The following is a 23,143-nucleotide window of genomic DNA, read 5'->3' on the forward strand; positions in this document are numbered from 1 at the left end:
TTTGATAAGTTTACATTTATAAACAGTAATTGAGTAGATAAAAAATCAATTATAACTATCATATGGATTCTCCATGTGATCTTAGAACCAATTTATACTATTTTCATATGAAACGAATTTTAACAGTAATCTCAGTAGTCGCCTTATTATTAACGTCTTGCGAAGGACCTCAAGGCCCTCCGGGAAGGGATGGCTTTAATGGTTTCGATGGTTTTGATGGTGCTGATGGCGGCCTTATTGTTTCCAGTGCTTTTGAAATAGAAGTGAATTTTAACGCCGCTAACAATTATGAGATTTTCGAACCATATGGATTTGAAGTTTTCCCTTCGGACGTGACTTTAGTTTATATACTATGGGATACCATTGATGGCCAAGACATCTGGAGATTAACGCCACAAAATGTGTTCTTTAATACTGGTATATTGACCTATAATTTTGATTTCACACAAAGTGATGTTAGACTGTTTTTGGATGGCACCATCGATTTTGCGACCCTAGATCCTTCTTACACACAAAATCAAATTTTTAGAATCGTTGTTGTTCCTGCTGATAATGTTGATGGATTAAAAAATCTGGATATTTCAGATATTGAATCGGTTATGACCTATAGAAAAGTAGAAAGTTTCAAGAAAAAATAACACATAAATGCTATCTTGAATATAAAATGAAGTCGCTATGCGCTATTTACTTTAGCAGTATATACTATTAATACCCATAGAAAAACCAGAACAGTTAACTGCGCTGGTTTTTTTGTGTTGTATTATGTGGCCTTAGAATATCAATTCATTGCAAGCACTCATCGTCTGATGTTTCATCCCTTTGAATTCTATAAAATTTAGCTATATGAGAACGGATGTAAGGATCACAATACTCTGGCTTAATTTCTCTGTATTGTTCATTTAAAACTTTAAAAAAGTATGGCAATAAAACTATTTTTAGTTTCTTTTTCTGATTCTATAATTTAGTTTTTAATCCCATTATTCTATTCTAAAATATCTTTAATAAGACCTTGTAGTTATTGACAATCATTCAAAATCTTAAAGTATATTTGCCCCAATAAAAGGTTTTAATAATTATGGAATGTATTTCGGTTTTCGACATGTTAAAGATAGGTGTAGGGCCTTCTAGTTCACATACCTTAGGGCCATGGCGTGCTGCTGAACGCTGGTTGTATGAGTTGAAAGATGCAGACGTTTTTAACGATGTTAATCGAGTAACTGTTGATCTATACGGTTCATTGTCATTAACTGGAAAAGGACACGCGACAGACCTAGCACTTATGTTAGGGCTAAGTGGCTCAGATCCAGAGCGCATTCCTACAGAAACGATTGATATTATTATTGCTTCGGTTAATAATACCCAAAAATTAGTTTTAAACAACGAAAAAATAATAGGTTTTAATCCGAAAACGGATATAATATTCAATAGAGAATTTCTTCCCTTTCATGCCAACGGCCTTACTTTTCAAGCTTTTTCAGATGAAAAATGCTTACATAGTTCAACCTTCTATTCTATTGGGGGTGGTTTTGTTGTAAAAGAAGAACGTACAGTACATAAAGAAAATAAGGAATTGAAAAAGGAATTCCCCTTTCCCGTTGATAAAGCGTCTGAGTTATTAGCCTTTTGTATTGCTGAAAATAAAGCCATTTCTGAAATTGTTTACGAAAATGAAAAATCACTTCGTACTGAAGAAAATATCGATTTTGAATTAAACAGAATCTGGCAAACCATGTTAGAGTGCATGTTTATAGGCTGTCATACGGAAGGCAATTTACCTGGAGGCTTAAATGTACGGCGTCGTGCTTTCGATATGCATAAAAGTTTAAATATTGAAGCCCCTTACAGTAGCCCTCAAGATTGGCTACTAAGTATTAGACAAAGCGAAGTAAAATTCAGACAAATTTTAAAATGGGTAAGTTGTTTTGCTTTGAGTGTGAATGAAGTAAATGCTGCTTTAGGTCGTGTAGTCACTGCTCCTACTAACGGTAGCGCAGGTGTTATTCCGTCTGTTTTAATGTATTATCTCGTGATTGAAAATCATGACGCTGATTTTAGTCATATTAAAAAATTCTTGTTGGTCGCTAGTGAAATTGGGAGTCTCTTTAAAAAGGGAGCCACAATAAGCGCTGCAATGGGAGGCTGTCAGGCCGAAATTGGCGTATCATCAGCCATGGCAGCTGCCGCACTATGTGAATTATTAGGAGGCTCTCCTGAACAGGTTATGATTGCCGCCGAAATTGCTATGGAACATCACTTAGGGTTAACTTGCGATCCTATTGCTGGTTTGGTTCAGATTCCATGCATAGAAAGAAACTCTATGGGCGCCATAAAAGCGATAAATGCTGCTGAATTAGCCTTGGGAACAGATCCTAAGAATGTAAAAGTACCTTTAGACAAAGTTATTGATACCATGTGGGAAACTGCAAAAGATATGAATACTAAGTATAAGGAAACCTCTGAAGGTGGTCTGGCCGTTAGAGTGAGTTTGTCGGATTGTTAAAACAAGACCTTATATACGGTTGTGGTAGCTTGGTCTAATCAATACTTGCCAAAACAATACTGAAACTAGGCCTTTACATTAATTTTTACAATCTTCCCGCCTTCGCGTATCTACTAAATAGAAAATCTGCCACTGGTCGTTTTCTTTGATCAGATGAAATGAATTCACGCCACAATGACTAAACTGTCCGTTGTACCAAAATTCGTACGCAGTCCAAACATGCGCCATGCTTCCATCTATTTGAATGTTATAACTCAAAAGTTTTTCTTCAAATTTTTGGTCTTTCGGAATGGAAACAATGGCTTTTAAAAATTCTGAAAAATCCTGTGTTTCTAGCTGCAGGAGTCCTTCTTTGTTGTTTCCAATAGACTGAAGTACGATGTCTTTAAAAACAACACGTTTAATAATAGTACTATCTTGTTTATGAAACCCTTCAAAAAAAGTAGTAATGGTTTGTTTTACTTCTGTTTCAGCAACTGTTTGGGCAGAAACACTTCCAGAAAAAACAAGAAATAAGAGTGTTATATAATAATTCATAAAGCGAAATTTATTGTAAGGTATTGATTTTTAGAAACAAATAAAAGCCCTCGTTATGTTCTTATTTTAGTATTTTTACATTCTATTTTAAAATAAACTAAATGTCAGTAGCTAAAAACGATTATAAAAGAATTACAGTAAAAACTTTGGTCGATATGAAATCCAAAGGCACAAAAATCTCCATGCTTACCGCCTATGATTATACGATGGCAAAAATTGTTGATGGTGCTGGTATTGATGTCATTTTAGTTGGTGACTCTGCGAGTAACGTTATGGCTGGTCACGAGACCACCTTACCCATTACGCTTGATCAAATGATTTACCATGCCTCTTCTGTTATTCGTGCTACGGAACGTGCTTTAGTGGTTGTAGATTTACCTTTTGGAAGTTACCAAAGTGATCCTAAAGAAGCCTTGCGTTCTGCCATTCGTATTATGAAAGAATCTGGAGGACATGCTGTAAAAATGGAAGGTGGCCGTGAAGTAAAAGACTCTATTAAACGTATTTTAAATGCTGGTATTCCTGTTATGGGACATTTAGGCTTAACACCACAATCCATCTATAAATTTGGAACTTATACCGTTAGAGCAAAGGAAGACGAAGAAGCGCAACAGCTTAAAGATGATGCCTTAATGTTAGAACGGGCGGGTTGTTTTGCTATCGTTTTAGAAAAAATTCCTGCGAAACTGGCGGAAGAAGTCGCTAAAAGCGTCTCTATTCCTGTTATTGGTATTGGAGCAGGTAATGGTGTTGACGGCCAAGTACTAGTCACTCATGACATGATTGGAATGACGCACGAATTTAATCCGCGGTTTTTACGTCGCTATATGAATTTATACGAAGACATGACCCAGGCGTTTAACCAATATGGCAAAGATGTTAAGAGTGGTGATTTTCCAAATGACTCCGAACAATATTAATTTGGAGTCGTTCGCTTTTTAGATTCGTTAAATTCGATAGATTGGTTAAGTTTTCAGAACTTAATCCAATGAATAAGACACAAAAAGTATGCAGCGATTTAAAGGTTTACAAATTTTGAAAAAGAGTAGCTTGTTTTGTTATGCAATTCATACTGTAACTTCTAAATTCATATCAAAACTAAGCGCTTCACCCATTTAATAATTCAAAAATCTAACAATCTAATCCTCTAGTGATCCAGCAATCAAAAATACTATCCACTAAAGACAACCTTCAGGTCATCTACGAAGACAACCACATCATCGTAGTAAACAAGCGTGCTGGAGACATTGTACAAGGGGATAAAACGGGCGACAAGCCTTTGAGTGATGTGGTAAAAGAGTACATTGCTGAGAAATACAATAAACCTGGGAATGTGTATTTAGGAACGGTTCACAGGCTTGACCGGCCCACTACAGGCTTGGTTATTTTTTCTAAAACCAGTAAAGCCTTACCGCGTTTAAATAAATTATTTGTGTCTAAAGACATTTCTAAAACCTATTGGGCTTTGGTTAAAAATGAGCCTGAGAAGACCAGTGATACTTTAATACATTGGTTACGTAAGAATCCTAAAAACAACAAATCAACAGCTTACAGTAAAGAAGTGCCAGAAAGTAAAAAGGCGATTCTGCATTATAAAACACTAAAAGCTTTAGATAACTATTATGTCTTGGAAGTTAATCTTGAAACTGGCCGGCACCATCAAATTCGTTCACAACTCTCTAGTATTGGTTGCCCCATAAAAGGAGATCTAAAATATGGTTTCGATCGTAGTAATAAAGATGCCAGTATTAGTTTACACGCTAGAAACATACAATTCATTCACCCGGTATCTAATGAGGCTCTAAATATTACAGCGCCTTTACCAAAAGATCCTATTTGGGACGCTTGCTTGTAATATTTGCTAATTTAATCCCTACAGCATTATAAAAACCTTGCAGGAAATCGTAACTTACTATCCAAATTTAATACTATGATTCCTGAATTATTGCAATCGCAAAAAGACTATTTTAATACTGATGAAACCAAAACTGTTTCTTTTAGAAAACAAGCTTTAAAACGTTTAAAAGCTGAATTAATTAAACGTGAAACTGCTATTATTTCTGCATTAGAGAAGGATTTCAAAAAACCCGCTTTTGAATCGGTGTTAACAGAGACGCAAGTCGTATTATCTGAATTAGAGTTTAGCATTAAAAACATTAATAGTTGGGCGAAGCCAAAGCGCGTAATGCCGGCTTTAATGAATTTCCCTTCTACAGACCGATTGTATTCTGAACCTTACGGAGCAGTACTCATTATAGCACCTTGGAACTACCCGTACCAACTGGCTATGGCACCATTAATTGCGGCTATTGCTGCAGGAAACACTGTTATTCTGAAACCTAGTGAATTAACAACACATACTGCAGACTTATTGAATGCTATTATTACATCTGTATTTAAACCAGAACATGTTAGCGTTGTGCAAGGTGGTGTAGACGTCTCAACAAAACTCCTCGCTCAAAAATGGGATTATATTTTCTTTACTGGCAGTGTAAACGTTGGTAAAATAGTAGCCAAAGCCGCTGCAAAGCATTTAACACCCGTTACTTTAGAGTTAGGAGGTAAAAACCCCTGTATTATTGACGCTACTGCTAATATACAGCTGACTGCCAAGCGCATTGTTTGGGGTAAATTCGTGAATGCCGGACAAACTTGTATTGCTCCAGATTATATTTTAATCCACCAATCTAAAAAGGAAGCCTTCTATAAAGCCATGCGAACGGAAATTAAAAAGGCTTACTCTAATAATCCAAAAGCTTCTGAAGATTTTGCCCGCATTATAAACCAGAATAATTTTGACCGTTTGGCAAAGATGTTGGTTAATGAAAACTGTTGTATTGGAGGAGAAACAGATGCAAAAACCAACTACATCGCTCCTACTCTTATAGACGAACCGAAGTTAGATTGCGAAGTGATGAAAGACGAGATTTTTGGGCCTATTCTTCCTGTTATTTCTTACGATGATATTAGTGAGATCGATGCTATTATAAACAGCTATGCCAAACCTTTGTCTTTATACGTTTTTAGTACAGACAACAAAAAAGCAGAAAAACTAATTACCAAATTCTCTTTTGGAGGGGGCTGTATTAATGACACGGTTATTCATTTTGTAAATCACAGATTACCCTTTGGAGGTGTTGGCAATAGTGGTATAGGGGCTTATCATGGTAAATTATCTTTCGATACGTTTTCTCATAAAAAAGCTGTCGTTAAGAAAGCGAATTGGTTAGACTTACCCGTGCGTTATGCGCCATATAATGGTAAATTAAAATGGGTAAGAACTGTTTTGAAGTGGTTGTAACTATTTTAACTCCTCTTTTCTTCTCTTTAAAAAAAAGAGGAGCGCCTGCTCCGTGACATTGGGATTATCCCTTTGACATTGATTTACTATTACATACAAACGTATTTGCTCCTTCCTTTAGAAAAATTAAGGTGGGTGCTTTGAGCCTAAAATGCGTCAGCTATTTTATAATTTATGTGCGTAAAAACAAACTACACTACGCAAATGATACTAAAAACCAAAATACACATCAGAGCACTTACTAAAAACATGAAATCAACTTATAGTTAACCACTTCGCACATAATCATCAACATACCCGCTCCTTCCTTTAGAAAAAGGAAGGTGGATGTCATTTATGACATTCGGATGGTTTGAACCTAAAATGCGTGAGCTATTTTAGAATTTAAACGTATATTAAAGATAAATTATAATACACAAATAGTAATGAAAGGCAAAAATCTCCACAGCCTTAAATATTTAAAGGATTATCGTGCTGCATTGCGAGCCAATCTTACCCCAGCCGAAGCCTTTTTATGGAAACACCTAAAAGCAAGACAATTTCACAACAGAAGATTTACAAGACAGCATAGTATTAAAAATTACATTGTTGATTTCTATTGTGCTAAAGAAAAGCTTATTATAGAACTGGATGGAGAGGTCCATAATAACGGTATTAGTAAACAGAGAGACTTGGAAAGAACAAAATTTCTGGAAGCTTTGGGCTATACCGTTATTCGGTTTGAAAACAAAATGGTATTTGAAAATTTGGTTATTGTATTTAGTGACATTAAAGCGCATTTTAAGACATAGCTTAAACTTATCTTTTATTAAACAGAGTGCGCACTAAAAACATGAAGTCAACTCATATTTTACCACTTAACTACAAAAACATAAAGCAACCTGCTCCTTCCTTTAGAAAAAGGAAGGTGGATGTCATTTATGACATTCGGATGGTTTGAACCTAAAATGCGCCAGCTATTTTTAACTAGTAGCTTAAACTAACACTAACGCCTTTTTCTTCCAGTTTAAAAAAATTGAAATTCATTCTCCTCTTAAAAAAAAGAGGAGCGCAGGTTACGAGATGACTTATTCTTCAAATGTAAAAGGATAGGTTAATTCCAATTGGGTCCCTTCATCCACTTTAGAAGTTAAATGATAGGCGGTGTTTATAAGTGCCGCACGACTTGTCATATTTAATAATCCTGAACCTTTTACAACAGTTTCCATATCAAAGCCTTTGCCATCGTCTGTGGCTATAATATTAAGGGTGTCTTCTAGATAGTTTAGTGTTACCGAAAGGCTCTTAGCATGCGAATACTTTACGGCATTAGAAAAGAACTCCTGTAAAATTCTAAAGATGATGATTTCGTGTTTCTTATTCTTAAACGGGATCACTTCGCCTTTGACCAGTAATTCTGCAGAAGCAAATTTCATTCTTTTCAATCTGTTGAGTTCATTGGTAATCGATTGCTCAAAACCAATATTCAAAATCACTTCATTATTTAAAGAACGGGACAACATACGTACTTCTTTAAGGCTTGCTTTTACGGTTTCTGAAGCTTCCGCAAAATTATCTTTAACCTCTTCGCCAATTTGGGGCTTTAAAATATTAAGTTGCATACTGGCGGCAGCTAATAATTGGCCTACATTATCATGTAATTCCCAACCAATATTTTTAAGGGTTTGTTCTTGTATTTCGGTTTGTGCGTTAGAGAGTTCTTCTTCAAACGCCTGTTGCTGTTTCATTTTATCTATTAACAGCTTATTTTTTCTTTTCTGGAACACTATAAAAAATAAGATAACGAGTGTGGTGACAACCACTAATACTCCTATCATATAAATGAGTAAGTAACGCTCTGCCGGTGTAGACACTTGTGGTTCTTGAAGTAGTATTAAAAAATTAGTCATTATTTGAGTTTTCTGGTTTAGACACAATTAACCCAATGGTAAATGTGGTATACATAAAGATGTTGGCGAATAAGTAAATTTGCCATTTTAGAATGACAAAATTCCAGTCTTTATCAGAATTATACATGTCATAAAATACTAAAGGTGTTATAATCAACCACCAAATAAATATTGCAAGACTAATATAAAAATTTAGAGATTTATAAAAATCTAACACTTTGTCACTTTTTAAAATTTCTATAAAGTAGAAAATAGAACATAAAATAATAATTATTGCTCCCATGACGCTTATTAAGGGGAAAGAGCGATTAAAAAAATCATTCCAGTTCAAAATTATCTTAGTTAACGCTAAAATTAAAAATATTAAGAAAGAATATTTTAATATAATTCTGAATTTTTGAAATTCTAAAACTTTGTAATAATAAAAAGAAAAAAATAGTATAGCTCCTATTTTCCAATATAAAGTTGACCACCAAAAGTTTTTTTCTAACAAGGTTCCTTTTAAAAAATGTAAATATTTATTATCTAAATAAAAAGTATAAGTAGCAAGGAATTCGCAAATTACTACATAACAGAGAAATAAAATAAAGAATATGGCAGTGGTTCTTTTATACTTATTAAAAAATAATAAGCCGATAATCACTGCCATAAGTTCTACACTTTTTGTAAGTGTATAGTAGTTTTCTTTGAAAAAATCTTCCAATTAAATTAATTATTGTGGATAAGTAGCACTTGGTGGGACACCAGAGTGACCATCATTCAAAGGATCCCCTCCGGGCACATCTCCGCCATTTTCTCTAAATGAAGCACCAGCGCCACCTTTAAGTCCTACCTCACTTGAAGTGGGTGCTATAAATAGCGTAGTATACCCCACGGTTGTTGTAGAATCTACAGTTGTATCTGGATAAGCCCCTAAGTACACGCGTACACCATCCATAGTATACCCTAATTCTTTACTTTGGTTTTCGGCATAGTTTAAATAGTTACGCATGTCCTCTAAAGACCACCACGCCGAACGGTTATCTGCACGTTTTACGATTGAGTCACTAATAAGCGTGTGTCTTGAGTTAAAGGCTTCATCCAACACCATTGCTTCTTTTGCTGTAATAACCCCTTTGGGTTTAATAATTTCTGGCTCCATGGCTTTTACGCCACTACAGAAAAAAAAGTACATAAGTAAGGCTCCGATAATAAGACCCAATAAAAGGCTTCCTAAATTTTTCATTTGTTTTTGGTTTTAAGGTTTGTTAATTATATTAATAGCCTTTTAAATGTACTAAAAAAAAACTACTCCTTAATGTGCTCTGGTTTTGAAACTATTAAACCAATGGCGAAAGTGGAGTACATAAAAATGTTTGAGAATATATAAATACTTCTTTTTACCAAAATAAAATTTTTATCTTCTAAAATATAATATTTATCATAAAACACTAATGGCGTTATTATTAACCACCATAGAAATATAGCTACACTAATATAAAAATAGAGAGACTTCGAAAAAGTAAGTATTGATTCATTTTGCAATATTTGAATAAAATAAAAGCCAGAACAAAAGATAATTATAATAGCCCCTAAAATATAAATGGAAGGAAAACAACTAATGAATAAAGTTTCAGTTTCCATCATAATGGAACCAATGGAAAGAATTAAAAAAATTATTGTGCTGTATTTTACGAGCAGTAATTGTTTTTTATTTATCAATATTTTTTGATAAATAATTGAGAAAAATATTACTGCTAAAACATCAAAAAAAATAGTATACCACCAAAGATTAGATTTAAATTCAGTGGTCTTTAATGGTTCTAAAAATTCAAAATAATTGTAATATTTAGGATATCCACCAATAGTGCTTATTACAAATAGATAAACAAGTAGCCATATAAAAAAAATAGCAGCAGTACCTTTAAACTTTTTTAAACAAAAAAGCCCGATAATTGCTGCTAATGCTTCTATAGCATGAGTTATTAAACTATTATTTTTGTATAAAAACTCTAGCATTTTAAATTTTACTGAGGGTATCCCGACTGAGGTGGATCTCCAAGATCCCCTCTATCCATGCCTCTGGCATTAGGAATATCTCTATTTATACCATCCTTTTCTGTTGTTGGCACCATAAAAATGTTAGCTAATCCCTTAGGGTCTCCAGCTGACGTTTTAACCCCCATATAAAAACGAACACCATTTACATTAGGGTTTTCTGCTTTTATTAGGTCTAAAAAATCTTGCATATCTTGAAAAGAATACCAACAAGAACAATTGTCTGGTTGACCAGCAGCTCTATCGGTTTCACTGGCTCTTAAATTTTTCCAATTGTCACTTAATTTCTTGGCTTCGGCAGCCGTAATAATTCCTTTTGGTTCAGGCATAGTTTGAATAATTTGATTAGTAATTAGATTTTAAATGTAGGAAAAAAATGTTAAAATTATGTCTTGCTTACCCTTTTTGTTGGGTTTGGCCTTTTTTTCTTTTTATATGCCTTCCTAAATTGAAAAATATTATGGTTAAGCTTCTCTAAGCTTTGCATTTTGAATGGGGTTATGACTGCTACTAAGAACCGAGACTGAGACAAAAACTATCTACTAAATACTACCTACTGCTAATTCAAACCAAAAACTACCCCAACCACCCCTCACGATCCAAACTTCGGTATTGAATGGCCTCACTAATATGACTGCCGGTAATAACATCAGACCGTTCTAAATCTGCTATAGTACGTGATACCTTAAGAATTCTATCGTACGCTCTTGCCGATAAATTTAAACGTTCCATCGCTGTTTTTAATAAAACTTTAGAGGCCTCATCCAAAGCACAGTGTTTTGTAATTTGTTTGGTATTCATTTGCGCGTTGTAATGCACGGTGGTCGAATCATTAAAACGTGCGGTTTGCAATACCCTAGCCGCGGTGACCCGCTGTCTAATTTCTACTGAAGATTCGCCTTTACGTGTCTCACTTAATTTATCGAAAGGCACGGGGGTAACTTCAATATGAATATCAATACGGTCTAATAATGGGCCAGAAATTTTGCTCAAATAACGTTGCATTTCTGCAGGACTTGAGGTTATTGGTGAATCTGGATCGTTAAAATAACCGCTCGGACTGGGGTTCATGCTAGCCACTAGCATAAATGAGGACGGATAGGTGACGGTAAATTTAGCTCTAGAAATAGTCACTTCTCTATCTTCCAGCGGTTGCCGCATAACTTCTAAAACTTCCCGCTTAAATTCGGGGAGTTCGTCTAAAAACAACACCCCATTATGACATAGAGAAATTTCCCCAGGTTGTGGGTAACTGCCGCCGCCAACCAATGCTACATTAGAAATCGTATGGTGTGGCGACCGAAACGGACGCTGCGCCATAATACCCGTATCGGCCTTTACACGCCCTACTACAGAATGTATCTTTGTCGTTTCTAAAGCCTCTTCTAAGGTCATGGGTGGTAAAATACTTGGTAAGCGTTTCGCTAACATGGTTTTTCCGGCACCTGGCGGGCCCACTAATATTATATTATGTCCGCCAGCAGCTGCGATTTCCATACAGCGTTTTATGGATTCTTGACCTTTAACATCACTAAAATCAAATTCTGGGTAATTGAGGTTTTTTTCAAATTCTGCTTTGGTGTCGATAATGGTTTGCTCAATAGGATCTCCTTTATCAAAAAAATTAATGACTTGTTTAATATTATCAATGCCAAACACTTTCAAGCCTTCTACAATAGCAGCTTCTTTAGCATTTTGCGAAGGTAAAATAAAGCCTTTATAGCCTTCTTCTAAGGCTTTAACCGCAATGGGTAGTGCCCCACGAATAGGCTGCAAACTCCCATCTAAAGACAACTCGCCCATGATAAGGTAGTCTTCTATGTTTTCTGCTTCAATTTGTTTGGAAGCCGCTAAAATACCAACGGCTAAGGTTAAATCGTACGCACTGCCTTCTTTTCTTAAGTCGGCAGGCGCCATATTAATCGTAATCTTTTTTCCTGGAATTTTATACCCATTATTTTGCAGTGCCGCAGCAATGCGATAATTGCTTTCTTTAATGGCATTATCGGGAAGCCCTACTAAATGATAACCAATGCCAAAATCAACATTAACTTCTACTGTAATGGTTGTGGCATCGACACCAAAAACAGCACTGCCATAAACTTTTTTGAGCATAGAACTGATAGTTTTCCTTAAATGTAAGAAAATTCAATGAATTAATAGTCATGCGATTACATACAGTGCAGAAGCTCTTTTTTACTTTAGTGTTACCTACAACTCCTTACTTTTTCATTGACACATGTACATGGTATTTATCCTCATACAGCACCCAATCAAATCCTGCTAAAACAGCCAGGCCTGCTAACCGCCCTAACTTATTACCATCTCTATCACTAGTCGTTAAATCTGCGCCTCGACCTTCATAATGCACGCTTGATGTGGCATGTTCATTATTTTCGTCCCAAGCTTCGGTAAGTCTTAGTTTTATTTCAGGACCCCATTCTTGTATCACGAGATCTGCCAGAGCATTTAGCTTCTCATTCATTTTGCTTGTCATGTAACGATCGGCACCTGTGCCCTCTTCATCTTTAAAAATGATTTTCGCATTATCATTTTTAACCAGAGCATCAAATTCTGGGGTTCCTCTTAAAATTTTTCCTGAAATACGTCCCACGACATCTAATTCTTTTTCCTTAGGAACGTGTTCTCCTAAATTTAAAGTTTCGGGTAAACTTAAATCGGTACTACTTGGTCTATACACCCAATGCCAAGGTTCGTCTATTTGTAAATTTTGATAAAAGTTATAGGTCGCTGCATTGGCATCTAACCAATCCCACACCCAGGTGGTTCTCCATGCCGTAGTGGCTTGTGTATTGGTTTTATTCCTATACAATTTCCCGTCTTGGATGTTTTTTATATCAATGGCTAAGCCATTGTTGTGATTACTATACCCCGGTGTTGCTATGCGTGCTCTGGTGTATGCTGCTAAATGCGATGCTGCGGCATCACCATGTGCTCCGCCTTGCAGCGCTTCCCGCTCTGTTCTTGTCGCTGAATAATATTGATTGGTAACTAAGTCGTTCCAAATTGTAAATTGATGGGAGGCTGAGCGGTACGCACTGGAGAGGCCTACCTCAACATTTTTTCCAGCGCTTGTGATTTCTGCTCGAATGGCTTGCAACATATTAATTGCCGCTTGTGCCGCATTGGTTCTTAATTTAAAGCGGCCTTCTACAGGTGCCAACTCATTTGCCGGCACATCGTTTACGAAGGTTTGATTGGCTTTCCGTGCCAGATTAATGTCGTACACGCGTTTTAAAAACGTTAGTTGTTCTGGTGTGGCACCAGGCCATGTTAATCCTGATGATCCCAGTGACTGCTGGGTAGCATAGGTGGCCATTTCAGAAAACGGCCTAACTACTTCTGGTGGTAAATAATTAAAAGCATGGGTTCGCCCCGAAAAATTAAGCGCCGTTTTCTCTCGACGTGGTTTTTTTATGACTTCTTTAGGTCTTGGTTTTGATTTTGAAAAATTATTTATGTTTTGATAACGTATCATAGCGTTTTGATTTACATATTAATGAGAGGCATCATACACATTTGTTTTAAATAATTTGATTTCGGAAAGCCGTCTTTTAACTAAGCCCGAAAGTCCTCCGTTGGTGACATCTTTCATCTCATCTGCTCCTTTGGCATAGTGCCCCGCATTGATGTACTTTTTAATTTTAGTTTCTCCTTTTCCAGCGCCTCCAACATTTAAGAAATTAGACCCTGTATTGAATAGCAGACTGACTAAAGCGTCAAACTCGTATTGATAAAGGGGCACAGTGATGTCTCTTTGTACTGCTTTTTCAAAATTTGGCAAACGTTTTAAAAACAGCGCGTCTGCTTTTACTTTACTTATGCCTCCTGTAAACTCGGAAGGCAGCGTAATGTCTTCACATTTGTTTTTAGCTATCAAATGGCCATAACCAATGGTACAATAGCCCAGTGCATCGTTATAGGCGTTTTCTACAAAACCCTCCCACTCTTTAATAAAAGCTATGCCTTTAGCGCTTGTTTTTAAAGTTTTAGGGTCTACCCTTGCTGCATTTTGACCAAAAACTAAATGCTGGTACATTCTCGCGTATTCTGGCCGCACCGATTCAAAATGACTTCTTCGTTTAGTCGCTGTTGGTAGTGCTTTCGTTTTTACATAAAAACTACCCGTTTTAAACGTTTTAATATCTTTGTCTAACTGAAGAAATCGATTGCTCATTGCTTTTTTATTAAATTATACGATGCTTTATATTACCGTGCCGTCACCATATAGTTTATAACGTTGTATTTTTATTACATCACTTCCAATAGATCGAGAAAAACGATAATTAAAGGTCACTTCAATCATAGACATGGATTGCCCGCCATTATTTGAGGTATAATTCTGAGGATCTGCCATTAATTTTGCTTCAACTTTTAAACCCCATCCTATTGCATCGTTAGATTCAACATGATCCATATCTATATAGCCTACGCCATAGCCATTGTATTTAAATGACAAATCGAATTTTGCAGATATTTCATCAGTAGCATAATTTTCGAATTTTTTATAAACGCGTATCGTTTTCTTTTGCCACACCCCTTTGTTTTGAAAGGAGGTATCATCACTAGGTAACTTAGACCCTTCCATTCTTGCTAGTTTAACGTCAATATCGCCTTCAGTTTGCGCCCAACCAAATTCAAAAATTTTCCAGCCAACACCAACGGCTGCAACCACGGCTGCCGCTGCTGCAGGCGCAATTTTTTGAGTGGAATACTTAGACTTGGTTTTAGACATAAAACCTTTCTTTTTTGTGTTATTAGCATCGAAACCTGTTAACTCTTTTTCTAAAAATAAAAATCTATTACTCATGACTGTATTTATTTTAATTGAACGTCTTTCATTTTTTATGCTTTAACCGCTATAGTACCAGTTAATTCGCAATTAGGGTTTGTATTATTAACAAAGAAGAAGGTGAGATAATAATTTCCAGACTCTAAATCATTCCATGTTTTAGTATCTGGACCTCCTATTCTAAATTGTTTTGTGCCCTTTTCATCGTCTGGCCAATAATCTACCGACCTCGTTAATGTCACATTTAACTCGTTAAGTGTTGAACAATTAAGTGGCGTCCAACTGGAATCAATTTGAACCTCAACGGTGCTGCCACTTACTGCAAACACTCTGCTCTTTAAATATCTGTGCTTGATACTTATGGTACTATTGAAACTAGATTGAGACGATAAAGTCTCTAAAACTTCTTTTTTATGATTGGCTTCAATGGTGTTTAACTTATCTAAATCATTTAAAAAGTCTTTAGTTTCAATCTTGTCACTATCCTCAGGAGGTTCCTCTTTTTTTTCGGTCTTATGGACTACACGCTCGTTACTTTCAGTAGCCTCCTTGTCTTTTGGCTTATCCTCTTCTAGCAACTCATGAATTTTTTTGGTGAACTCTTTATCTGTTTCTTTTTCTAGAAAGTCGAACTTTTTATCCATGGCGATCGACCCCAAGTCGTATGAGCTAGCCATTTCCATACTTTGAGCAATTTTATCAAAAATAGCATGATCATTTTTTAGTTTATCTTCAATTTTCTGGTTGTCATTTTTATCAAATAGCCCATGATTTTTATCTTTTATAGCTTCCTCTGGATCTTTTGCGACACGTTGTTTATCAAATTGTTTTTTGCCTGTTAAAATCGACTTAATATCCTCTTCAAATTTTTTATCTTGTTCCCGAATGGCCTCCTCATCTAAGAGGTCTTCTGAATTTACCACAACCGCATCATGAGCTTCAACCGCTTCATTATTGGAAGTCGCTGTCTCTGGCGTATTTGTCTTTTTAGAGGCATCTGCCTGTTCATTAGACTGTTGTTTTACAAAATTATCTTCTTTTTCAAAATAGGCATTTGCCGCACTGTAGTCTTCATTGTTTTCATCTGAAACTTCTTCATAATCTAAAGGCGACTCTTGCGCCTGCTTTTGTTGCTGGGAGTCATAACTATGCGCATGACTCATGGTAGTATCATCGTGGTCATAACTTAAACTTTGTGGTAAGACGAGTTCTATTTTTTCGTTTTTATCATAATGACCAGAAGTTCCTTTTTCCTGTTGATTTGTTGCAAGCTCTGGCTCCAATGGATGGGGCGTTTCTGTACGCATAGCCCTCACACTTGTTTTTGGGTTTTTGGCACTCTTAATTATAAAACTTTTATGTTTAAGCATGACTATTATTTTTTATTATTAAGCTTCATTTTATAGATGGTGAAAGGATCTGAGACAATTATAAGTTCATTATCGTTTTCATTTATATGTTCTTCGTTTACTTTTATATTAAGTATTCCATTATCTGCATTTTCCAGTTCTGCCAGCTTGCCATTAAAGACAGCAACGGGAGAATATTTTTTATCAACCACAAGATTATCGCCTTCGACCACTATAAACGAGCCACTTTTACTAATATTAAAGTTTACATTTTTTACGGTTGGTGGCAAATTATTACGTCTCGCTTTTTGTAATAGGTTCGCTAACTTGCCATAATTGGTTTTTTTGTTACTTATTTGCTCTAAGTCGACATTACTTTTTTGAATTTGATCTAAATCATTGACGGAGGTGACCCCTATTTTTCGTAATGTTGATTTTGTTTCGTCATCAATTTCTTCTATTAAATCGATGGAGATATCATCTGACTTCGTGGGTTCTTTTGACGTTTTTCTTATTTGTTGATCTGTAATAGACCCCAATTGAATGGCAATTTTAGAAGCGCCTTGTTGTCCAGGTTCTGCGGTAACAAACTTCACATTATTACCATCAAAACTTGGAAACAATTGCATTTCTAGATTGACATCTTTCACCGCATAGGTTAATGGTTTATTAATGGCTTTAACAGACAGCGTTTCTCTAGCCTTATCTAGCTCTACTATAAGCGAATCTAAAAAAGATTCTAAGTTCCATGCTCTGTTTGCGTTAGCCATTATTATTCTGTTTCTATAGTTAATTTGATATTATGAAAAACGGGCATAAATGTGGTTTCTACATAATACATTGGAGGAATGGCTCCAATTTTTACTTCGTTATTCTCGTCAATCTCTATCGCTAATTGCACGGGGGTTTGGGTCTCTATTTTTTTTGGTTTTAATACAATTTCTTCATCTAAAAAATGCTCGGTTAGATAGAAATCGACATTAGCCATTTCTAATATAAATTCATGCAACGCTATAAAATCTTCATCGTCCATTTTAATCTATTTTATCTTTTTGTTTTTCTATGTCTACGGGCATTAATTTTACTTTTTTATCAAAAAGCAATTTTTGTCCGTTGACCAAAACGGTTTCCAACTCTAATGTTTTAGAGGACATTTGTGATAAATCTGGTAATTTAGTTTCCATAATATTAACGTTCTGATGTTGTTCCTATAAAATGTATAAAATTTGGTTTAGGAATGACTTTTTCAATAGGGGTTAAACTAACCACCTGCCCATAGGCATCTACATCCCCAATTTGAGAAAGGTGTAATTTATACAAGGACATTTCTGGATACGACCATAATGTGCTTGTGTCCCCTTCGCGACCTTTCATTTCTAATCTCATTCTCGAGACTTGCTGGAATACTTTTTCTATATCACTTTTACTTAATACTTCAAGAATAGATGACTCTAATACGGGTTGATTAAGCAAAGACAGCAACTCATTTATGGCATGCATTCCTAACTCTGTACCGCTTTTTAATTTTGCTTTCACTTTACGTCTGCCTGGATGCTCTTGGCCTGGTTCTACATTGTCTTCTGTAATTCTTTTTTTAGTTTCAAGTCTTGAAAGGTCCTGCGCTTTCGTGTTTAATAAGTAGTAGTATTTTAAATCAAATTCTACATGCCACCTGTTACTTTGAGAAAAACCACCTTCCCATATTTTATGCCAATAGTTTCTATGTACATTTATATCATTTAATGGTATAGGTTCTCCAATTTCTTCTCCTATTCTGTCAAAAATATAGCTCTCTATAAAATGAATGTAATGGCTTTTAAAAACACCAATATTTTCATTCTCATTAGATTTCCAAACATGAGACACTTCTAATTTTAGTTCTTTATTACACGGGATTCCTTTAATTTCTTCTACAGTGAGATAGGCTTCATTAACGTCTATACTTATATCGACATTAACCAACTTAATGTTTTTACGGAAAACCAAAGCCATCGTTTCTGCATCTTTTATAAGGATTTGAATCACTGATTTTTTTAGAATTTTACTTAACCGCCCACTACTGGTTGTAATTTCAAAAGGAATAGCGATACGTTGGTTTTTAGCATAGAGCACCCGTTGTTTATTTTTAAAATTAACGGTCTTGGTATTTTTAAAATTTAGATTTAAACTTTTTAATAGCTTAAACTCTATAATATCTTCTTTATACATTGATGAATTGATACTCATCCCAATGAGCATTTTTGCAATATCATCAGCCGTATCTACTCCAGGGTTTATCGCTTCTAAATGCTTGATTTCTTGTTCATCCATTTTTAAGACAGCATCTCCAATGGCTTTAAATAGTTTTACGGGTTGGTTACCTACGGCTTCTATTAACTTGGGATCCAATGCTTTTTCAATTACCGGCATTAATGCTGGCAATGCTGCTAATAATGCCGGAGCCACTTTGGCTTCAGAAAACTGTTGCCCTTTGCTCTTTTCAATGCCATTCTGTGCTTTTTCGGCTATATTATTAACATTACTGGTACTGGTGCCTTCTGTTTTTTGAACGGCATCTTTAATGGCTAGAAATAACTTTTGTGGATCATCGCCAATTGCTAAAATGGCTTCTGGCGAAAATAATTTTTCTAAAATTGGCGTTAACCCAATTACAGTTTCTGGTTCTAAACTATAAGTAACGCTTAATCTACTAGATGCTATGGATTGCGCTGGTTGTTGTACCGCTCCATTTGTTGCTGGTTGTGAGGTTTGACTAGTTTCTGTTGTTGTGGCTGGTGCTAAAGTAGCATTAGCAGGCGTTGGGTTAGCATTATTTGAAATCGCTTCTAAAACCTCAACGACCTTACTTATCACTTCACTTGTTTTGTTGCTTTCTGCTGTGTTATTCTGGGTATTTGTTGCTGGTTGATTAGTATTTGACCCGCCAACCAGACTCCCAATTACAGGAGCCGCATGTTCAACTATAGTTGGTAATGCATTAATAATAGCATTCCAAAACATCACCTTGCTTAATTTAGGCTCTTGGTAATTAAATGCTTTATTTCTAACTAACGTTTCTTGCATGATAGACTCGTTTTTAATGGTTGTTTCAATTGAATTACTAAAGGTCAAATTATGGGTTCTTCCTACCATTGGATATAACCTAATAATATTAGATATTGTTGGTGCTTTGCTTCGCCTATTTGAAAAGCTATACAGTTGCACATATTTTGCATCAGCATCAATTTCGGTTTCAGGTATCGTTAAAGGAAAACTACCTTTATTAATTTTCTGCATGGCTTCATTAAGCTGAAGTAGTTTTGAAACTTTTTTATTTTCGTCTAATACTGTAATGAATTCATTTTTTCCGACTTTTATTTTTTTTTGTTTTGATGCCGTAACATATTTAAAATACTTAGCGGTACCTATATCTGCTTGAAACGTATAGTTCCCATTATTTTTACCTTGAAATTTTAAAAATGCTAATGCCATTTTTACGTTTTTTCATCATTAAGCCGTTGCAGCAGGCAAAGCAGCTTGTTTTTCTTCAGCTGAAGGTGGTGCGTACATTTGCGCAAAATTGTCTAGTTTAAAGTAATCTGTTTTAAACTCTATTTTAACAAAACCTCTTAATTTTGCTTTCAGCTCATCTTCAGAAGTACTTTTTGCAGAAGACACGCTAAATTTCGTGGTTTGACTACTCCTAGTGCTACCTACACTGCCGCCTCCAAATAGTTTACCTATTAAACCAGTACTTGCTCTTCCTGAGGTTCCTGTGGAAGACGTGGTTTTGTTTATGGCTTTGTCTTTCTTCTCTCCAGTACGTTGGCCTTTAAATTCGAAATTAACCTCAGCTTCAACCACTCCTTTATCTACCACTAAACGCGTTAAGCCCATAAGTACCATTTCTCTCAAAGCCGCACGATGCTCTTGTGCCATTTTAATTTTGGCATCCATGATTTTGGCTTTAACTTCATTATCACCAATGTCTACAGCCTCTCCTTTAGGATCGGTAAGACTCATTTTCTCGCCACCCTCGGGATCTTCTTCCATGCTAATATTAAACTCGTCTGGTTTGTTTTCTGCCAAGTAAGCGAAGGTTGTGGTGTCATCGATTTGCTTAATAAATTTTGCTAAACCTGAAGTCGCTTCCTTCATTAACCGAATGTAATCATCGGTTTGAGATTTCATAACAGAAATGTTGGCATCAAAAACAGATTTAAGTAAATCCCTTACAAATGCTGGAAAATCTACAGAATCTACTAAATCTTCAAAAGCATCCACCCCTTCTTCAAAGCCTTTTTCATGACGCGAGTCATCAATTAAATTAGAAGCCCTGTTCGCGGTTTGATTTGCTTTTGCCTGTCTTGTGGCTTTTTCAAGAAAGTTCTCTTTAGCCTGAGAAAAGTCGTCTTGATAATGGCCATTGCTTTTTCTTAGTTTATCTATTTGATCTTCTACCACATTAACATACATTCTTTTTTGGTCCTCAATGGACATGTTTTTAAAGGTGTCGTTCCCTGATAGGATTTCTCTAGCTTTATCACGAGCTACCTCTTTTATGTGTTTTGGATTATTCATGAATTTTATATTTTAGTGTTTAGAAATCCCAATTTTCTTCCATAGATTCAAATTCTTTTTCGGTGTCTTCAAAATCACCGTTTTGCCCGACATCGTCTCCACTTTCAGTACTTTTTTGAAACTGGTGTTGAGCGATAATAAAGGTTTCAACATTGCTTACAAATTTTTGGAATTGATCCTCACTAAATGTTGCTTTGTTGTAGATGGCTAAATCTAAAATGATGTTTCTAGCAGAATCGGCAATGGTTCTTAAAGAAGAGGTGTTAGGGAAATAATTAAACTCCTCCATACTTACGCTTTCTACAATGTTCCAGAGGTCTCTTGAAATACCGTGACCTAATTGATCTCTTAATTCTTCTGCATTAATAATTTGAATGGCATCCTCAAGATGTGCATACATCTCTGGTACGAATATCTTAACCATACCAGAGGCTGCTCTTGATAGGTTGTGTTGCAGATCTGTAATCACTTGTTGAATTCCAGATTTTGAAACACGTAGTGGGTCGTCTGCACTTTCGTATTTATCAATATATTTAATAACTTCTCCCATCATATTTTCCCAAAGCGGCAAGAAGTTTTCATTGGTGACCATATCTGACACCGTATTCCCGTTTCCAATATCAAAGACTTGCTTATACCACATAGAGCGTTCATCAAAAGACGTACGGTTATCTCTTAATTGCATGTAATTATAGAGTCTTGTTGCTGTTGTTGTAGATTCTACATCAACCCTACCCATGGTTACATATTTTAAAATGCTATCTGCCACTCTAAAAATGCCCATCTCATCACCTAAAATCATAATAGCATAGAGTGATGCTGCGTTTTGTATATTCACCACATTAATGGTTCCTCCTGGTAAATTAAGTGGGTCTAAAAATTGAAATGAATTAACATGATCAAAGTCATTAACTTCATTATAGTAAACGTTCTTTACTGGGTCTCTAGAAACGTCACTAGAACTACCTAAAACTTCACTTAACGTGTGCCATAAAATTGCTTCCGTGCTCATAATTTTATCTTTTATTTAATTTATCTTGATACGCCAGTAGTTCTCTAAATTGACCTTTAGCAATAAATTTTGCCTGTTCAAGTATCTGACCGTAATTAATATTAGCTCTTACTTTTTTCAATCTTTTTTTAAGGCTTGTTTCATCAAAAGAAGCTAAATGTGAAAAAGACATGATCCCCACTTCTATTAATTCTTTTTTAATAACACTCCCCACCCCTTCTATAGCTTCAAACTCATCTGGAACTAATTGGTTTTCTTCTTGTGTTGTGCTCTCTTCTTCCTCGTGATTAAAATCTTCATTATACCCTAATTTTAAAAGGTAATCCACCATTTTTTTTGCTAAAGATTCTTTGTTCGTTGCTCTATCTAAAGTCACTTTACCACTATTTAGAAAGTTCATGACTAATTGATATAATTTTCCCCCTGACTTTAAATCGTCTATTAATTCTACAATCGTGTTTTCTGGGACTCCCGGAAAGTAACTAATGCGTGTATTCTCAATTTTGTCTTTCAGTATTTTCACCTCTTTCTTGCTTACTTCGAGACTCTCTTTTTTGATGATTTTGTCAACCAATTGAACGTTTACATACGATTTTACTAAGTCTAAGGACTCAAACATGTTTGCGCTAATCCCTTCGCAATCCAAAATTTCATAACCAATAATGGCTCTACAAGCTAGAAACAGAAAAATTCCTTCCTCTGTTAAAATGGCTCTCGAGAGTTGATCTATTGTAGAATTATTGATACTTGAGGCTACTTTGGTCATCACTCCCGTATGGCCGTGACTGGTAATAAAGTGTTTAAATTCGTTATCTGTTTTAGTCCTAAGACTGCCGTCTTCTTCTAAAAGTTCTTGAATAGATTTATTTAAAAATGCTTCTTTTGAAGGCACCTTCATTTTGTTCGTTATTATTTTATTGAGTTCAAATAATGATTCTTCAACCAAATCGTCAAAGCGCATTGTTGCCGGAGAAATAAAGAATTTTGAAATTAATAAACTGCCCGCAGCATCTATTGAAAACTGGCTTGATTTTAGTAAATCACTGGTTCTAGGTATTTGATTGTAGTACGTTAGATTATTTATACTTGGTAGCTTAAGCTTACTACTCCTAGATTCTGATAATGTTCCATTTTTATTCATAATA

23 protein-coding genes are annotated in these 23,143 nt (G+C 35.5%); 6 read left to right on the forward strand and 17 right to left on the reverse strand.

Annotated features, from left to right (window positions below):
- The first annotated feature begins 107 nt into the window (after nt 1-107).
- On the forward strand, nt 108-638 hold the full coding sequence (locus GQ46_RS02905) for a collagen-like protein (RefSeq protein ID WP_044398223.1): 531 nt from the start codon (nt 108-110) through the stop codon (nt 636-638).
- A gap of 437 nt (nt 639-1,075) precedes the next feature.
- Nucleotides 1,076-2,500, forward strand: coding sequence for an L-serine ammonia-lyase (locus GQ46_RS02910; RefSeq protein ID WP_044398225.1), 1,425 nt, complete (start codon nt 1,076-1,078; stop codon nt 2,498-2,500).
- Between the two features lie 78 nt (nt 2,501-2,578).
- On the opposite strand, the gene GQ46_RS02915 is transcribed toward GQ46_RS02910, so the two are convergent.
- Entirely contained in the window at nt 2,579-3,037 is a 459-nt protein-coding gene (locus GQ46_RS02915; protein ID WP_044398228.1) for a nuclear transport factor 2 family protein, read from the reverse strand.
- A 101-nt stretch (nt 3,038-3,138) separates the two neighbouring features.
- On the opposite strand from GQ46_RS02915, the gene panB reads away from it, so the two are divergent.
- From panB to GQ46_RS02935, 4 genes are all read left to right on the forward strand, one after another.
- Complete coding sequence (gene panB / locus GQ46_RS02920; protein WP_044398230.1) at nt 3,139-3,957, forward strand: 3-methyl-2-oxobutanoate hydroxymethyltransferase; 819 nt, start codon at nt 3,139-3,141, stop codon at nt 3,955-3,957.
- Between the two features lie 230 nt (nt 3,958-4,187).
- Entirely contained in the window at nt 4,188-4,892 is a 705-nt protein-coding gene (locus tag GQ46_RS02925; RefSeq protein WP_369793422.1) for an RluA family pseudouridine synthase, read from the forward strand.
- Between the two features lie 75 nt (nt 4,893-4,967).
- Complete coding sequence (locus GQ46_RS02930; protein ID WP_044398232.1) at nt 4,968-6,338, forward strand: aldehyde dehydrogenase; 1,371 nt, start codon at nt 4,968-4,970, stop codon at nt 6,336-6,338.
- A 425-nt stretch (nt 6,339-6,763) separates the two neighbouring features.
- Nucleotides 6,764-7,129: an endonuclease domain-containing protein gene (locus GQ46_RS02935; RefSeq protein WP_044398234.1), complete on the forward strand. Its 366-nt coding sequence runs from the start codon at nt 6,764-6,766 to the stop codon at nt 7,127-7,129.
- Nucleotides 7,130-7,405: 276 nt separating this feature from the next.
- Here the strand turns inward: GQ46_RS02935 and GQ46_RS02940 are convergent, their stop codons facing one another.
- The 16 genes from GQ46_RS02940 to GQ46_RS03015 all read right to left on the reverse strand — a co-directional run bounded on the left by GQ46_RS02940 (nt 7,406) and on the right by GQ46_RS03015 (nt 23,139).
- Nucleotides 7,406-8,227, reverse strand: coding sequence for a sensor histidine kinase (locus GQ46_RS02940; RefSeq protein WP_044398236.1), 822 nt, complete (start codon nt 8,225-8,227; stop codon nt 7,406-7,408).
- The gene (locus GQ46_RS02945; protein WP_044398238.1) at nt 8,220-8,930 is read right to left on the reverse strand and encodes a hypothetical protein; all 711 of its coding nucleotides are present in this window, start codon (nt 8,928-8,930) and stop codon (nt 8,220-8,222) included. Before GQ46_RS02945 ends, GQ46_RS02940 begins: the two co-directional genes overlap by 8 nt.
- A gap of 9 nt (nt 8,931-8,939) precedes the next feature.
- A complete protein-coding gene (locus GQ46_RS02950) occupies nt 8,940-9,452 on the reverse strand; it encodes a hypothetical protein (RefSeq protein ID WP_044398240.1) in 513 nt (170 codons plus the stop codon).
- 781 nt (nt 9,453-10,233) lie between these two features.
- Nucleotides 10,234-10,593 (reverse strand): hypothetical protein, encoded by a 360-nt coding sequence (locus tag GQ46_RS02960; protein WP_044398244.1) that lies wholly within the window; start codon nt 10,591-10,593, stop codon nt 10,234-10,236.
- Nucleotides 10,594-10,840: 247 nt separating this feature from the next.
- Nucleotides 10,841-12,379 (reverse strand): YifB family Mg chelatase-like AAA ATPase, encoded by a 1,539-nt coding sequence (locus GQ46_RS02965; protein WP_044398246.1) that lies wholly within the window; start codon nt 12,377-12,379, stop codon nt 10,841-10,843.
- Between the two features lie 106 nt (nt 12,380-12,485).
- The gene (locus GQ46_RS02970; protein ID WP_044398248.1) at nt 12,486-13,763 is read right to left on the reverse strand and encodes a D-alanyl-D-alanine carboxypeptidase family protein; all 1,278 of its coding nucleotides are present in this window, start codon (nt 13,761-13,763) and stop codon (nt 12,486-12,488) included.
- Nucleotides 13,764-13,781: 18 nt separating this feature from the next.
- Nucleotides 13,782-14,462 (reverse strand): lysozyme, encoded by a 681-nt coding sequence (locus GQ46_RS17030; RefSeq protein WP_052503385.1) that lies wholly within the window; start codon nt 14,460-14,462, stop codon nt 13,782-13,784.
- A gap of 27 nt (nt 14,463-14,489) precedes the next feature.
- Complete coding sequence (locus GQ46_RS02980) at nt 14,490-15,095, reverse strand: hypothetical protein (RefSeq protein ID WP_044398250.1); 606 nt, start codon at nt 15,093-15,095, stop codon at nt 14,490-14,492.
- A 35-nt stretch (nt 15,096-15,130) separates the two neighbouring features.
- A complete protein-coding gene (locus GQ46_RS02985; RefSeq protein WP_044398252.1) occupies nt 15,131-16,447 on the reverse strand; it encodes a hypothetical protein in 1,317 nt (438 codons plus the stop codon).
- A 5-nt stretch (nt 16,448-16,452) separates the two neighbouring features.
- Nucleotides 16,453-17,196, reverse strand: coding sequence for a hypothetical protein (locus GQ46_RS02990; RefSeq protein WP_044398254.1), 744 nt, complete (start codon nt 17,194-17,196; stop codon nt 16,453-16,455).
- Between the two features lie 2 nt (nt 17,197-17,198).
- Nucleotides 17,199-17,459: a hypothetical protein gene (locus GQ46_RS02995; protein WP_044398256.1), complete on the reverse strand. Its 261-nt coding sequence runs from the start codon at nt 17,457-17,459 to the stop codon at nt 17,199-17,201.
- A gap of 1 nt (nt 17,460) precedes the next feature.
- Nucleotides 17,461-17,610 carry a hypothetical protein gene (locus tag GQ46_RS17530; protein WP_156133082.1) on the reverse strand — a complete coding sequence of 50 codons (150 nt, stop codon included), beginning with the start codon at nt 17,608-17,610 and terminating at the stop codon, nt 17,461-17,463.
- Between the two features lie 4 nt (nt 17,611-17,614).
- On the reverse strand, nt 17,615-19,897 hold the full coding sequence (locus GQ46_RS03000; protein ID WP_044398259.1) for a hypothetical protein: 2,283 nt from the start codon (nt 19,895-19,897) through the stop codon (nt 17,615-17,617).
- A gap of 18 nt (nt 19,898-19,915) precedes the next feature.
- Nucleotides 19,916-20,986, reverse strand: coding sequence for a hypothetical protein (locus GQ46_RS03005; protein ID WP_044398261.1), 1,071 nt, complete (start codon nt 20,984-20,986; stop codon nt 19,916-19,918).
- 19 nt (nt 20,987-21,005) lie between these two features.
- Complete coding sequence (locus GQ46_RS03010; RefSeq protein ID WP_052503386.1) at nt 21,006-21,998, reverse strand: hypothetical protein; 993 nt, start codon at nt 21,996-21,998, stop codon at nt 21,006-21,008.
- A gap of 4 nt (nt 21,999-22,002) precedes the next feature.
- A complete protein-coding gene (locus GQ46_RS03015) occupies nt 22,003-23,139 on the reverse strand; it encodes a hypothetical protein (RefSeq protein ID WP_044398263.1) in 1,137 nt (378 codons plus the stop codon).
- Nucleotides 23,140-23,143: the final 4 nt, after the last annotated feature.

The sequence above is a fragment of the Lacinutrix sp. Hel_I_90 genome (genome assembly GCF_000934685.1).
GTDB lineage: Bacteria > Bacteroidota > Bacteroidia > Flavobacteriales > Flavobacteriaceae > Lacinutrix.